A 14214-nucleotide genomic window follows, 5' to 3' on the forward strand; every position below is an offset into this window, starting at 1 on the left:
GCGAACCGGCCACACACCCGCACACGGCAACGCGCCCCGGCCACGATCACGCCGGCCGGGGCGCGCCACATCACATCAGAACTACTCGGCCTCGTCCTCCGACGCCGCCTCCTGCGCGGCGTCTGCGTCCGCACCCAGCAGCCGCGACAACTGCCGTCCACTGATCCTCTTGAACTTGCGCTTCTGCGGCCGCGTACGGTCCAGCACGGCGACCTCCAGCCGCTCCGCGGGGATCTCCCGCTCGCTGCCGTTGGTGTCGCGGGACAGCGCCTGGACCGCCAGCTTCAGCGCTTCCGCGAGGGTCATGCCCTCCCGGTGACGCTGGTCCAGATAGCTGCTGATCTGCTCGGCGTTACCACCCACCGCGACCGAGCCGTGCTCGTCCACGATCGAGCCGTCGTGCGGCAGCCGGTAGATCTGGTCACCGTCAGGGGTCTCCCCCACCTCGGCAACCACCAGCTCCACCTCGTAGGGCTTCTCGGCGGCGCTGGAGAAGATCGTGCCCAGCGTCTGCGCGTACACGTTCGCCAGACCCCGGGCCGTCACGTCGTCCCGGTCGTAGGTGTAACCCCGCAGGTCGGCATAGCGCACACCACCGATCCGCAGGTTCTCGTACTCGTTGTACTTGCCGGCGGCCGCGAAGCCGATCCGGTCGTAGATCTCGCTGAACTTGTGCAGCGCACGGGACGGGTTCTCACCGACGAACACGATGCCGTCGGCGAACTGCAGCACGACCAGGCTGCGACCACGGGCGATGCCCTTGCGGGCGTACTCCGCCCGGTCGGCCATGGCCTGCTGGGGGGAGACATAGAACGGCGTCGACACCGGTTATCCGTCCCTCTCTGGAAGATTCCGTCGGTTCACTGGACCACCCTCACGAAGACGATCGCCGCCGCTACAGCAGCGCGGCCCGCGGCCCGTCGGGCTGCTCCAGCCGCCGCTCCAGGACCGAACGCGCGATCTCGGACGCCTCGGTCTCGGTGAGCCGGCGGAAGCCGTCGTCGGTGATCACGGTGACGATGGGATAGATCCGGCGGGCGACATCGGGACCACCGGTCGCCGAGTCGTCGTCTGCCGCGTCGTAGAGCGCCTGGACCACGAGCGTCGTGGCCTCGGCCTCGCTGAGGTCGTCCCGGAACAGCTTCTTCATCGCACCACGGGCGAAGATCGACCCGGAACCGGTCGCCGCGTAGTTGTGCTCCTCGGAGCGGCCACCGGTGACGTCGTAGGAGAAGATCCGGCCCCTGTCGCGGTCCACGTCGTACCCGGCGAACAACGGCACCACGGCCAGGCCCTGCATGGCCATGCCGAGGTTGGAGCGGATCATCGTCGACAGCCGGTTCGCCTTGCCCTCCAGGGACAGCTGCGCGCCCTCGACCTTCTCGAAGTGCTCCAGCTCCAGCTGGAACAGCTTCACCATCTCCACGGCCAGGCCCGCCGTGCCGGCGATGCCCACCGCCGAGTACTCGTCGGCCGGGAAGACCTTCTCGATGTCCCGCTGCGCGATGACGTTGCCCATGGTGGCCCGCCGGTCACCGGCGAGGACCACACCGCCCGGGAACGTCACGGCGACGATCGTCGTGCCGTGCGGAGCCTCGATCACGCCCTGGGTGGGAGGCAGTTGCCGGTTGCCCGGCAGGATCTCCGGCTGGTGTTCCGACAGGAAGTCCATGAAGGAGGAAGACCCTGGCGTCAGGAAGGCAGCTGGTAGACGCCCGGTGCTACGAGTGTTGGCTTCCACGCGATTCCTTCCACGTATGCGGCAGCCCGCCTTATGGCATCGGGCCGATCCTTGAACTGCCCCAGCGCTGCGTTGCAGCTGAAGCACAGTACGCCTCGGACCCTACCCGTCTTGTGGCAGTGATCCACATGCTCGGGCACGGACGCCAAACAGATGCAGCAGACGCCCCCTTGAGTGACGATCAACTCGTCGCGCTCGGCCTCGGTGATGCCGTATTGACGCTTCAGATGGTCCCGCCGACTCTGGGCCGCCCTGCATGCCTTGCAGCGCGTCGACAGCCCGTCCGAGGCTCTCGCGTTGCGATGCCACTCGTTGTGGGGTTTGATCTCGCCGCACGTCCGGCAGAGCTTATGCCCCTCGGGCACCTCAACCTTCTCCCGGACCGTCTTACCTCTGGCCTCCTGGCGCCGTCGGTAGTACTCGGCCGCGCATTCACGGCAATTGACCTGCAGCCCATCAGGCCGCGATCTGTTCGCCGCGAATGCGCCGACCGGGAGCGACTCCTGGCACGCCGAGCACTTCTTCGATCCCCCGTCGTTCATGGATGTGACTTACTGTCCACCCTTTTGAACGAAGGAGCGCACGAAATCCTCTGCGTTCTCCTCCAAGACGTCGTCGATCTCGTCCAGAACCGAGTCCACGTCGTCGCTCAGCTTCTCCTGACGCTCCTTGAGGTCCTCGGAGCCCTGCGCGTCCTGCGCCTGCTCCTCGACCTCCTCGGTGGACTTCGTGGCCTTCTGCTGTCCGCCGCCGGTGTCCTTGGTCGCCATATCCCTCACCCCGCTCGGTTCGCCCGACACAGTTGCTCGGTCAAGATCAGACCCTACTCGCCGGGTCTGACAATGGCCCCGCAGTTGCTCCAACGTACGGGGACCACCTCGATGATTCCCGGACCAGGGCTTTTCCACCCTGTCCGGCCGGTTCGGAACGAGTACCCGCTCAGCACGGTCACCCGCCCGACAGGACCCTGACCAGGTCTTCCGCGGTACGGCAGCGGTCCAGGAGTTCCTTGACGTGATTACGCGTTCCGCGAAGCGGTTCCAGGGTTGGGACCCGCTGCAGCGAATCCCGGCCCGGAAGATCGAAGATCACCGAGTCCCAGGAGGCCGCCGCCACGTCGTCCGCGTACTGCTCCAGGCAGCGGCCGCGGAAGTACGCCCGGGTGTCCTCCGGCGGCACCGTACGGGCCCGCTCCACGTCCGCGTCGGTCAGCAGCCGCTTCATGCGTCCGCGGGCCACCAGACGGTTGTACAGGCCCTTCTCGGGCCGTACGTCGGCGTACTGGAGGTCGACCAGGTGCAGCCGCGCGGCGTCCCAGTCGAGGCTGTCCCGGCGCCGGTAGCCCTCCATGAGCTCCCGCTTGGCGACCCAGTCCAGCTCCCCGGCCAGACTCATCGGGTCGTGCTCCAGTCGGGTGAGGGTGTCCTCCCAGCGCGACAGGACGTCCTTGGTCTGGTCGTCGGCGTCGGCCCCGAACCGCTCCTCCACGTACTTGCGCGCCAGCTCGTAGTACTCCATCTGCAGCTGGACCGCCGTGAGTGTGCGGCCGCTGCGGAGCGTGACCAGACGCTTCAGCGACGGGTCGTGCGAGACCTGGTGGAGGGTGCGGACGGGCTGGTCGACGGCGAGGTCGACGGCGATGAAACCGTCCTCGATCATCGACAGCACCAGCGAGGTCGTGCCCAGCTTGAGGTAGGTCGAGATCTCGGAGAGGTTCGCGTCGCCGATGATCACGTGCAGGCGCCGGTACTTCTCGGCGTCCGCGTGCGGCTCGTCGCGGGTGTTGATGATCGGGCGCTTGAGCGTCGTCTCGAGGCCGACCTCGACCTCGAAGTAGTCGGCCCGCTGGCTGAGCTGGAAGCCGTGCTCGTGCCCGTCCTGGCCGATGCCGACGCGGCCGGCTCCGGTGAAGACCTGGCGGGAGACGAAGAACGGCGTCAGGTGGCGCACGATGTCCGAGAAGGGGGTCTCCCGCTTCATCAGGTAGTTCTCGTGCGTGCCGTAGGACGCGCCCTTGTTGTCGGTGTTGTTCTTGTACAGGTGGATCGGCTGGGCACCGGGCAGCTGCGCGGCCCGTTCCGCGGCCTCGGCCATGATCCGCTCGCCGGCCTTGTCCCAGAGGACGGCGTCCCGGGGGTTGGTCACCTCCGGGGAGCTGTACTCGGGGTGCGCGTGGTCGACGTAGAGCCGTGCACCGTTGGTGAGGATGACGTTGGCCAGGCCGATGTCCTCGTCGGTGAGCTGGCTGGAGTCGGCGGCCTCGCGGGCGAGGTCGAAGCCTCGCGCGTCCCGCAGCGGGTTCTCCTCCTCGAAGTCCCAGCGAGCCCGGCGGGCCCGGTGCATCGCCGCCGCATAGGCGTTCACGATCTGGGACGAGGTGAGCATGGCATTGGCGTTGGGGTGGCCGGGGACGGAGATCCCGTACTCCGTCTCGATGCCCATTACTCGCCGTACGGTCATGCGGCCCTCCTTGCCCGGCGGCACCCTCGGTCGTGGGCGCCACTCAGATACCGCTGGCGCTCGGTTGCGTGTGCGGTGCCCGTCCCCGCACTGCGCGACTCGGCGGTACGCAAGAGCCTAGAACGCCTTTGCGCTGGTGGGGAGATCATTTGCGTCATTGCGTTGCTCCAGCCGTGGCCTGAAAAACAGTCGGCTGCGGGTACCCGTCGAGGGCACCCGCAGCCGCCCTGCGTTTTACAGGTACTGACCGGTATTCGCCACCGTGTCGATGGAGCGTCCGGTGTCCGCGCCCTGCTTTCCGGTGATGAGCGTACGGATGTACACGATCCGTTCGCCCTTCTTTCCGGAGATCCGGGCCCAGTCGTCCGGGTTGGTGGTGTTCGGCAGGTCCTCGTTCTCCTTGAACTCGTCCACGCAGGCCTGGAGGAGGTGGGAGACGCGGAGGCCCTTCTGGTTCTTCTCGAGGAAGTCCTTGATCGCCATCTTCTTGGCACGGCCCACGATGTTCTCGATCATGGCGCCGGAATTGAAGTCCTTGAAATAGAGGACTTCCTTGTCACCATTGGCGTAGGTGACCTCCAGGAAGCGGTTCTCCTCGGATTCGGCGTACATCTGTTCCACGGCCGTCTGGATCATGCTCTGGACGGTGGTGGCCTTGGAGCCGCTGTGCTCGGCGAGGTCGTCGCCGTGCAGCGGGAGGCGCTCGGTGAGGTACTTGCCGAAGATGTCCTTGGCCGCCTCGGCGTCCGGACGCTCGATCTTGATCTTCACGTCGAGCCGGCCGGGCCGCAGGATGGCGGGGTCGATCATGTCCTCACGGTTGGAGGCGCCGATCACGACCACGTTCTGCAGGCCTTCCACACCGTCGATCTCGGCGAGCAGCTGGGGGACGATGGTGTTCTCCACGTCCGAGCTGACACCGGAGCCACGGGTGCGGAAGAGGGACTCCATCTCGTCGAAGAAGACGATGACGGGGGTGCCCTCGCTGGCCTTCTCACGGGCCCGCTGGAAGACGAGGCGGATCTGCCGCTCCGTCTCACCGACGTACTTGTTCAGGAGCTCGGGGCCCTTGATGTTGAGGAAGAAGCTCTTGCCCTGGGCCTGGCCGGTCACCTCGGCGACCTTCTTGGCCAGCGAGTTGGCCACGGCCTTGGCGATGAGCGTCTTGCCGCATCCGGGGGGCCCGTACAGCAGGACACCCTTCGGCGGCCGCAGTTCGTGCTCCTTGAACAGGTCCGGGTAGAGGTACGGGAGCTCGACCGCGTCGCGGATGGCCTCGATCTGGCCGCCGAGACCGCCGATCTGCTCGTAGCCGATGTCGGGGACCTCTTCGAGGACGAGTTCCTCGACCTCGCTCTTCGGAACGATCTCGTAGACGTAGCCCGAGCGGGGTTCGAGCAGCAGGGCGTCACCGGGCCGGATGTTCACGTCCAGCAGCGGCTCGGCGAGCCTTACCACCCGTTCCTCGTCGGTGTGCCCGAGCACGAGGGCCCGCTCGCCGTCCTCGAGGATCTCCTTGAGGGTGACGATGTCACCGACGCGCTCGTACTCCATGGCCTCGACCACGTTGAGCGCTTCGTTGAGCATTACTTCCTGGCCGCGCCGGAGCTCCTCGAGCTCGACGCTGGGGCTGACGTTCACCCTGAGCTTGCGGCCGCCGGTGAAGATGTCGGCGGTGCCGTCCTCGTTCGCCGTCAGGAAGACCCCGAAGCCGGCCGGCGGCTGCGCGAGCCGGTCGACTTCCTCCTTGAGGGCCACGATCTGGTCACGGGCCTCGCGGAGCGTGTTGGCGAGTCGCTCGTTCTGCGCGGACACGCCGGCCAGATTGGTCTGCAGCTCGACGATCCGCTCTTCGAGAATCCTCGTGTGTCGCGGAGAGTCGGCGAGCTTGCGCCGCAGGACGGCGATTTCCTGCTCAAGGTAAGCGATCTGCCCGGCCGGGTCGTCGGACCCGCGTCCCGGGCGGATGCCGCGGTTCATGTCGTCGTCGTGGGCTGCCACGGTCCTCACCTCCTCCAAGGGGAGCTGGACGCTTCCAGACCCTACCTGGGCGGGTGTCGATTGAAACCCCTAGATCACAAAGACGGTCGGGGTGTGTCCGATCTTCACCCTTGCGCTCTCCCTCACGCCAGGGGAATACCCAGCGAACATGATTGGAACCCAGGCGAAGGTAGGGTCGAACTGTTCAACACCCGCCGGAGCTGGCCGGATTCCCGACCCGGCTCGGCGGAGAAACGGCAGGAGAGATGAGCGTGCAGCAGGTGGCCGGGGCGGAAGGCGAGGAGCTGGAGGTCTGGATCGACCAGGACCTGTGTACCGGCGACGGCATCTGCGCCCAGTACGCGCCCGAGGTGTTCGAGCTGGACATCGACGGTCTGGCCTATGTGAAGAGTGCCGAGGACGAGTTGCTCCAGGACAAGGGAGCGACAACGCCCGTTCCGCTGCCGCTCCTCACGGACGTGATCGACTCCGCGAAGGAGTGTCCGGGCGAGTGCATCCACGTGCGTCGGGTTTCGGACAGGGCCGAGGTCTACGGTCCGGACACAGAGTGACTGTTTCTCTACTTTCCGTGACGGCTGTCTGATATCTCACACGGGCCGTCGCACGTGCCTCACACGCTGTGGGCCCCGGCCGGCTGCGAGCGGACGAACGAGCCGCCCTGCCAACGCCATTTCGCGTCGCTCTTCACGTCGGGGCAGCAACGCGGCACGTCGGTCGACGAGTAGCCGAGGAGTGTGGCCGTCACGGCGCCGTCGCGCACGGCGAAGTCGGTGACGGTGGTGCCGTCCTTCGGGTCGAGCAGGGTGGCCACGACGCGTGGTCTGCCGCCGTCGGCGCCGCGCGTCAGGACGTAGACGCCGTCCGGCGGGGTGCCCATCGGGGAGTCGCAGTGGACCACGGCCACCGTCTCGGGCCGGCCGTCGCCGTCGAGGTCCCCCGAAGCCCGTTTCTGCACCACGGCCTTCACCGGGCCGCACTGGATCGGGAACGTCACCGCGGCGGGGTCGGGCGCGGTCAGGTGTGCCGGGGTGCTCTTGGTCTCGGGAGCGGCCGGCTGGGCCGCCGTCGCCGCGCCGGGCTGCAGGATCGAGGAGAAGGCCACGACGCCGGCGACGGCCGTGGCGGTGGCGAGCCAGTGGATGGGGCGGGTGTGGGTGTGGGCGAGCTCCGGGACGGCGGAAGACTGCACTAGGAGGGTCTCCTGAGGCTGTGCCGGTGGGGTGGCCAGCATGGTGCCACACGTCACACCGCGAGGGAACGGCGGGGTGTGCACGTCCTGCGCCGGGGAAGTCTGAAGGGTTACGGTTCCTGCCGCTGTGTCAGCAGGTCTGCGCGGGCCCGGCTCTCCCCCGCCGATCCGGCGGTGTGCGCGGCCCGCGCGGCAGGTCAACGGCGTCGGTCGAGGGTTCACCCCGGGCGTTAACGAAAGTGCGCCGTGGTGGAGTTCCGGTACGGATCCGGGAACTCCGCCACGGCGCCTATGCGTTGCGTCGCGACGGGCCGCTTCAGCGGGCGCTGCCGCCGTCGGCGTTGGGCCCCGCGTAGTCCTCGCCGTAGGCGCCCTTGGCGGGGCGGCGGCGGCGCATGGGCGGCTCGACGCCGTCGGCGAGGCGGCGGGCGGTGAGCAGGAAGCCGGTGTGGCCGATCATCCGGTGGTCCGGGCGGACGGCCAGGCCCTCGATGTGCCAGTTGCGGATCATCGTCTCCCAGGAGGTCGGCTCGTTGAAGCAGCCGATCTCGCGGATGGACTCGACGGTCCGGGCGAGCTGGGTGGTGGTCGCCACGTAGCAGCACAGGATGCCGCCGGGGACGAGCGCCTTGGAGACGGCCTCCAGGCACTCCCAGGGGGCGAGCATGTCGAGGATGACGCGGTCGACGTCGGCGTCGGACAGGTTGTCCTGGAGGTCGCCGACGGTGAGCTGCCAGGCGGGGTGCGGACCGCCGAAGTAGCGCTCGACGTTCGCCTGGGCGATCTCGGCGAAGTCGGCGCGGCGCTCGTAGCTGTGCAGCATGCCCTGGTCTCCGATGGCCCGCAGCAGGAAGCTGCTGAGCGAGCCGGAGCCGACACCCGCCTCCACGACGCGCGCGCCGGGGAAGATGTCGGCGAAGGCGAGGATCTGCCCCGCGTCCTTGGGGTAGACCACGGCGGCGCCGCGGGGCATGGACAGGACGTAGTCGGGGAGCAGGGGGCGCAGCGCGAGGTAGGCGACGTTCCCCGTGGTGCGGACAACGCTGCCCTCGGGAGCGCCGATCAGTTCGTCGTGGGGGAAGGAACCCTTGTGGGTGTGGAAGTTCTTCCCGGCCTCGAGCGTGAACGTGTAGTGGCGGCCCTTGGGGTCGGTCAGCTGAACCTGGTCCCCGACCTTGAAGGGCCCGCGCCTGCGGGCGGCACCGGTCGGTTCGGACATGTGACCAGCCTACCGGTCCCCGAGGAGGGCTCCGACCACTCAGCTGGGCCTCGCCATCGCCTTCACGAAGGCCCGTTCCACGTCGGCGGCCGACAGCACGCCGTAGATCTCGCCCGTCTCCTCCACGACCAGGTACTCGGTCGCGGGGGTCGCCCGGAGGGCGTCCAGGAGTTCCTCGCCCGACAGTTCCGCCGAGACCCGCATGCCGTCGGTGAGGTCCTGGGCGAGGCCGCTGACGGCGACCCAGGGGCGGCGGTGCTCGGGTACGCCGACGATGGCGGCCTCGCGGACGAGGGAGAGGGGCTTGCCGTCGGCGTCGACGACGACCAGGGCTCGGGCCCCGGCGGCGTTGGCTCGGCGCAGGGCCTCCGAGAGCGGGGTGTCGGTCTCGACGGGGACCGCGCGCCGGGTGAGGGCGCGGGCGCGCAGTTCGGGGAGGTGCTCGCGCAGGCGGGCCATGCGCAGGCTGTTGCCGGCGCCGGTCCAGATGATCGCGGCGAGGATGGCGGCGAGCAGGGCGTCGAGGACGGTGTCCATGCCGACGTTGTCGACGGCGTCGGTGCCGAGGGCGCCGGACTGGGTCAGCAGCGGCAGCCCGATGAGGACGCAGACGGCGAGGGCGCGGCCGACCCAGGCGGCGGCGATGGTGCCCGTCATCGGCTTGCCGGTGATCTTCCAGACCACGGCCCGGAGCATGCGGCCGCCGTCGAGGGGCAGGCCGGGCAGGAGGTTGAACGCGGCCACGATGAGGTTGGAGATCATCAGGCCGGCGAGCAGGACGCCCGGGACGGTGCCGGGTTCCACGGTCAGCAGGGCGGCGTAGAAGGCGCCGGCGAGGACGAGGGAGAGCAGGGGCCCGACGAAGGCCAGCACGAACTCCCGGCCCGGGGTCTCGGCCTCCTTCTCGATCTCGGAGACCCCGCCGAAGAACTGGAGCTGGATGCGGCGGACCGGGAGTTTGAAGCGGAGGGCGGCGACCGTGTGGGCCAGTTCGTGGACGAGCACGGAGGCGTAGAAGGCGACCGCGAAGAAGAGGGAGACCAGGTAGCGGGCGGCTCCGAGCTCGGGCAGCACGCGCTCCAGCTGGCCGCCGAACACCCAGGTGATCAGTGCGGCGACGAGGAACCAGCTCGGCGCGACGTACACGGGCACCCCGAAGGGCCGCCCCATGAGCAGTCCGCCCCGGGGCTCCGGCCGCTGGGGGGCGGGGCCCTTGCCGTCGGCGGAGTGCGCGAGGGGGCGGTCGCCGTGGGCGGGCGGGGCGGGGTGGTGGTTCGGGTGGGCGGGGCCCGGGGTGGGGGCCGAGGGCTGCTGCGGGCGGTTCCGGTCGCCGGAGCCGGGGGCCGGGGCGTGTGCCTTGTGCAGCCGGTCCGTCTCGGGCCGGCGGGCGGCGGGTGCCGAGTGCGGGGCGCTGGCGTAGGCGCGGTCGGGGTGGGTGTCGCCCTCCGGCGCGTCGCCTCCGGCGCGCTCGGCTCCGTCGCGCTCGCCTCGGGCGGTGGCCGCCTGTGGTGCGGCGGCGTCGGCGGGGGGCGTGTGCGGGTTCTCCGTGTCGGCGGGGGCCGTGTGTGGGTTCTCCGTGTCGGCCTGGCCGGGGTGCGGGCCGTCCTCCGGCGGGCGGTTCGCCTCGGGTTCGGCGGGCGTTGCGTCACCCGGCGTCGGGCGGTCCGCCGCCGAGTCGTCCCGTACGGCGTCCGCGGGGGTCACCGGGGTGTCGGTGGGCGTGGCCGGGCCGGTCGGCTCCGGCGCCGGGGTGGGCTGTTCAGGGGTGGAGGGGTGCTCGTCCGTGGGCCGTTCGTCGGCGGGGGTCGGGTCGGTGGCCCGGACCGGAGGCCCCGCGTGGTGCTCGGCCGGCTCGTCGTTGCCGGACCGCGGCCGCCCGCGCCCGCCGCTCTCGTTCACCGGTGTCCCCTCGATCGAAGCGTCTCCCGCGCCTGCCGGACGGGAGGGTCTCGAGTCGATGGTATGCGTCCGTCGTGGTGCGTTTCGCCCCGGCACCCCTGTGTTTCCCGTACGTCGACCTCCTCTCCCGGCTTCCCCCACGGAACACGGCCGGGTCACTGTCAGTGGCGGGCCGTAAGGTCTGGGGCATGGAGACGAGCACCGAGGGCGCGGCGCAGCCCGACAGCAGCCCGGCCGCGGCGGTGGATCCGCCGGTCCCGGCCGGGCCCGCGGAGACGGCAGCGGGGACGGCGGCAGCAGCGCGGACGGCGGAGGAAGCCCACCCGGTGGAGGCGTCAGAGACACGGCCGGAGGCCGAGGCCCGGCCGGTGACGGCGCCGGACGCACAGGCGGAAGCCGAGGCCCGGCCGGTGGCTGAGGCAGCGGCCGAGACCGCCGCCGTGAGCGCCCTCGTGACCGGCTCCACCGCCATACCGCCCGCCTCGCTGTCCCCCTCACGTGCCAGTGACTTCATGCAGTGCCCGCTGCTCTACCGCTTCCGGGTGATCGACCGGCTGCCGGAGAAGCCGAGCGAGGCCGCGACCAGGGGCACTCTGGTGCACGCGGTCCTGGAGCGCCTCTTCGACGCCCCGGCGGCCGAGCGCACGGCGCCCCGGGCGAAGTCGCTGATCCCCGGTCAGTGGGACCGGCTGCGCGAGACGCGGCCGGAGGTCGTGGAGCTGTTCGCCGACGACCCGCAGGGTGAGCGGCTGGCGCGCTGGCTGGGCGAAGCGGAGCAGCTCGTCGAGCGCTGGTTCACCCTGGAGGACCCCAGCCGTCTGGAGCCGGCCGAGCGGGAGCTGTTCGTCGAGACGGAGCTGGAGTCCGGGCTGCGGCTGCGCGGCATCATCGACCGGGTCGACGTGGCTCCCACGGGCGAGGTGCGGATCGTCGACTACAAGACGGGCAAGGCCCCCAGGCCCGAGTACTCCGAGGGCGCCCTGTTCCAGATGAAGTTCTACGCCCTGGTGGTGTGGCGGCTGAAGAACGTGATCCCCCGGCGGCTCCAGCTGGTCTACCTCGGCAGCGGCCAGGTGCTGACGTACGACCCGGTCCTCGCCGACCTGGAGCGGGTCGAGCGCAAGCTGCTGGCGCTGTGGGAGGCGATCCGGCTGGCCACCGAGACGGGCGACTGGCGGCCGCGCCCCACGAAGCTGTGCGGCTGGTGCGACCACCAGGCCCACTGCCCGGAGTTCGGGGGCACTCCCCCGCCGTATCCGCTGCCGGTGCGCGCGGCGGAGCTGCCGGCGCAGCCGGCGCCCGGTGAGGGCGGCTGAGTCCGGCGGGCCCGCGCAGGGCAGAATGGGGCCGGACTAGCGAAGGAGACTTACGTGGCCATCCGCGTCCTACTGGTCGACGACCAGCCGCTGCTCCGTACCGGCTTCCGGATGATCCTGGAGGCCGAGCAGGACATCGCGGTCGTCGGGGAGGCCGGTGACGGACTGCAGGCACTCGACCAGGTGCGTGCGCTACAGCCCGATGTGGTTCTGATGGACATCCGCATGCCGCGGATGGACGGTGTGGAGGCGACCCGGCAGATCACCGGTCCCGGGCGGGACGGCCCGGCGAAGGTACTGGTGCTGACCACCTTCGACCTCGACGAGTACGTGGTGGAGGCGCTGCGCGCCGGGGCCAGCGGGTTCCTGCTCAAGGACGCCCCGGCCAACGAGCTGGTGCAGGCGATCCGGGTCGTGGCCTCGGGCGAGGCGATGCTCGCGCCGAGCATCACGCGCCGGCTGCTCGACAAGTACGCCACGCATCTGCCCTCCGGTGAGGAGCCGGTGCCGGACACGCTGCACACGCTCACCGACCGCGAGGTCGAGGTGCTGAAGCTGGTGGCGCGCGGGCTGTCCAACGCGGAGATCGCCGCCGACCTGTTCGTCAGCGAGACCACCGTCAAGACGCACGTCGGGCATGTGCTGACGAAGCTGGGCCTGCGCGACCGGGTGCAGGCAGCGGTGTACGCGTACGAGAGCGGGCTGGTGCGCCCGGGCGCGCAGTAGCGAACGCGAGCCGACCAGCGAGGAAGGGCGCCCCCGCCGTGCGGGTGGCGCCCTTCCTCGCATCGGTGCGTCAGGCGTCCTTGCTGAGCTCCCAGAAGCGGAACACCGTCGACGCGTCGAGGCAGTACTCCAGACCGTAGACGCCCTCGCGGACGACCGCGTACTGCTTGGCCTGCCACACCGGCAGGACGGGGAGTTCGTCGGCGACGATGTCCTGCAGCTCCCCGAATTCCTTGTCCGTGCCGGCCCTGTTGGTCATGGCGGCGGTGCGCGGGATGAGCGAACCGGTGATCGTGCGGTTGTCGTAGTTGTTGCTCAGCACGTTGCCCTCGCCGAAGAAGGGGGCCGTGAAGTTGTCGGCGTCCGGGTAGTCCGGCACCCAGCCCTTGACGTAGACGCCGTACTTGCCGGCGGCGATGTCCTTCTCGTACTGGCCGAAGGGGACCGACTTGACGCTCGCGTCGAACAGGCCGCTGGTGTTGAGCTGGCCGGCGATGGCCTCCAGCTCCTGGTCGGTGGCGGGGCCGTAGCGGGACGGGGTCGACCAGAGGGTGAGCTTCACCCGGTCCGTGATGCCGTCCTCGCGCAGCGCGGCCTGGGCCTTGGCCTTGGAGGGGCGGGCGCCGTAGGTGTCGAAGAAGGCCGTGTTGTGGCCCGCGATACCGGCCGGGATGATCGAGTACAGCGGGGTGGCGGTGCCCTGGTAGACGTCCTTGATGAGGGCTTCGCGGTCGAGCAGGTGGGCGATGGCCTTGCGGACGCCGAGCTTTCCGGCGACCGGGTCGTCCATGTTGAACACCAGGTGCTGGACCTCGGCGCTGCTGCCCTCGACGACCTCGGTGCCGGTGCCGTCGTCGGCCTTCTCCATGTCGGCGACGTCGCCCGCGGTGAGGCCGCGGTAGGCGATGTCGACCTCCTCGTTCTGGATGGCCTGCTTCAGGGCGGTCTGGTCACCGTCGAAGAACTTCAGCGTCACGCCGGAGTTCTTCACCTTGGCGGTGCCCTTGTAGTTCTCGTTGACCGAGAAGACCGCCTGGTCGCCGTCGATCGAGTCGAGCTTGTACGGGCCGGAGCCGACGGCCTTGCGGTCCTTGCGCAGCTTCCCCGCGTCGTACTCGTTGTGGTCGACGATGGAGCCGGCGCCGGATGCGATCTTGCTGGGGAAGGTGGCGTCGGACGTGTTGAGGTGGAACACGACCGTCGTCTCGTCCGGTGTCTCGACCTTGTCGAGCGTGGGGAACATGATCGCGGGCCCGTCGGGGTCGTTGATCTTCAGCATCCGCTCGAAGGAGAACTTCACGTCCTCGGAGGTGAGCGCGTCACCGTTGCTGAACTTGAGGCCGTCCTTCAGCGTGCACCTGTAGACCGAGCTCTGCGTGTCCGTGAAGGAGCAGCTCTCGGCGGCCTCCGGCTGGGGCTCCGTGGCGCCCTTGGGGAAGCTCAGCAGGGACTGGAAGACGTTGTTGAACAACAGCCAGGAGCCGGGGTCGTAGCCGGAGGCCGGGTCCGTGGCCAGGACGTCGTCGGACATCCCCACCACGACGTTGGAGCCGTCCCCCGCGGAGTCTCCGCTCTCCGTGCCACAGCCGGTCAGCAGTCCGGAGGCGAGTCCCGCCACGATGGGCAGGACCGGCCACTGGTTGCGTAGGTTCACGTGTGTGCC

Annotated in this window: 13 protein-coding genes; 3 read left to right on the forward strand and 10 right to left on the reverse strand. The window is 69.6% G+C overall.

All coding sequences use genetic code 11. The features are described 5' to 3' along the window. Nucleotides 1–81: 81 nt before the first annotated feature. From prcA to arc, 6 genes are all read right to left on the reverse strand, one after another. Nucleotides 82–825, reverse strand: coding sequence for a proteasome subunit alpha (prcA, locus tag ACFCXS_RS22785; RefSeq protein ID WP_376645162.1), 744 nt, complete (start codon nucleotides 823–825; stop codon nucleotides 82–84). 70 nt (nucleotides 826–895) lie between these two features. Then, the gene (gene prcB, locus ACFCXS_RS22790) at nucleotides 896–1741 is read right to left on the reverse strand and encodes a proteasome subunit beta (RefSeq protein WP_376645163.1); all 846 of its coding nucleotides are present in this window, start codon (nucleotides 1739–1741) and stop codon (nucleotides 896–898) included. Further along, nucleotides 1693–2283, reverse strand: coding sequence for an endonuclease VII domain-containing protein (locus tag ACFCXS_RS22795; RefSeq protein WP_376645164.1), 591 nt, complete (start codon nucleotides 2281–2283; stop codon nucleotides 1693–1695). The genes prcB and ACFCXS_RS22795 overlap by 49 nt, the downstream gene beginning before the upstream one ends. A gap of 9 nt (nucleotides 2284–2292) precedes the next feature. Further along, a complete protein-coding gene (locus ACFCXS_RS22800) occupies nucleotides 2293–2511 on the reverse strand; it encodes a ubiquitin-like protein Pup (RefSeq protein WP_376645165.1) in 219 nt (72 codons plus the stop codon). A gap of 178 nt (nucleotides 2512–2689) precedes the next feature. Next, nucleotides 2690–4201 (reverse strand): depupylase/deamidase Dop, encoded by a 1512-nt coding sequence (gene dop / locus ACFCXS_RS22805; protein ID WP_376645166.1) that lies wholly within the window; start codon nucleotides 4199–4201, stop codon nucleotides 2690–2692. A gap of 234 nt (nucleotides 4202–4435) precedes the next feature. Next, on the reverse strand, nucleotides 4436–6202 hold the full coding sequence (gene arc, locus ACFCXS_RS22810; RefSeq protein ID WP_376645167.1) for a proteasome ATPase: 1767 nt from the start codon (nucleotides 6200–6202) through the stop codon (nucleotides 4436–4438). Nucleotides 6203–6447: 245 nt separating this feature from the next. On the opposite strand from arc, the gene ACFCXS_RS22815 reads away from it, so the two are divergent. After that, nucleotides 6448–6753, forward strand: a complete 306-nt coding sequence (locus ACFCXS_RS22815; protein ID WP_376645168.1) for a ferredoxin — start codon at nucleotides 6448–6450, stop codon at nucleotides 6751–6753. A gap of 59 nt (nucleotides 6754–6812) precedes the next feature. On the opposite strand, the gene ACFCXS_RS22820 is transcribed toward ACFCXS_RS22815, so the two are convergent. The 3 genes from ACFCXS_RS22820 to ACFCXS_RS22830 form a co-directional block, all read right to left on the reverse strand. Beyond that, on the reverse strand, nucleotides 6813–7391 hold the full coding sequence (locus ACFCXS_RS22820; RefSeq protein ID WP_376645169.1) for a hypothetical protein: 579 nt from the start codon (nucleotides 7389–7391) through the stop codon (nucleotides 6813–6815). 316 nt (nucleotides 7392–7707) lie between these two features. Beyond that, nucleotides 7708–8610, reverse strand: a complete 903-nt coding sequence (locus tag ACFCXS_RS22825) for a tRNA (adenine-N1)-methyltransferase (RefSeq protein WP_376645170.1) — start codon at nucleotides 8608–8610, stop codon at nucleotides 7708–7710. A 39-nt stretch (nucleotides 8611–8649) separates the two neighbouring features. Continuing rightward, entirely contained in the window at nucleotides 8650–10509 is a 1860-nt protein-coding gene (locus ACFCXS_RS22830) for a site-2 protease family protein (protein WP_376645171.1), read from the reverse strand. Between the two features lie 188 nt (nucleotides 10510–10697). On the opposite strand from ACFCXS_RS22830, the gene ACFCXS_RS22835 reads away from it, so the two are divergent. Together ACFCXS_RS22835 and ACFCXS_RS22840 are read left to right on the forward strand one after the other, a co-directional pair. Continuing rightward, nucleotides 10698–11825: a RecB family exonuclease gene (locus ACFCXS_RS22835; protein ID WP_376645172.1), complete on the forward strand. Its 1128-nt coding sequence runs from the start codon at nucleotides 10698–10700 to the stop codon at nucleotides 11823–11825. A gap of 54 nt (nucleotides 11826–11879) precedes the next feature. Next, complete coding sequence (locus ACFCXS_RS22840; protein WP_097215673.1) at nucleotides 11880–12551, forward strand: response regulator transcription factor; 672 nt, start codon at nucleotides 11880–11882, stop codon at nucleotides 12549–12551. Nucleotides 12552–12621: 70 nt separating this feature from the next. Here ACFCXS_RS22840 and ACFCXS_RS22845 read toward each other — a convergent pair whose 3' ends face one another. Further along, on the reverse strand, nucleotides 12622–14205 hold the full coding sequence (locus ACFCXS_RS22845) for an ABC transporter substrate-binding protein (protein ID WP_376645173.1): 1584 nt from the start codon (nucleotides 14203–14205) through the stop codon (nucleotides 12622–12624). Nucleotides 14206–14214: the final 9 nt, after the last annotated feature.

This window comes from Streptomyces sp. NPDC056373 (genome assembly GCF_042262425.1).
Classification (GTDB): Bacteria; Actinomycetota; Actinomycetes; order Streptomycetales; family Streptomycetaceae; genus Streptomyces.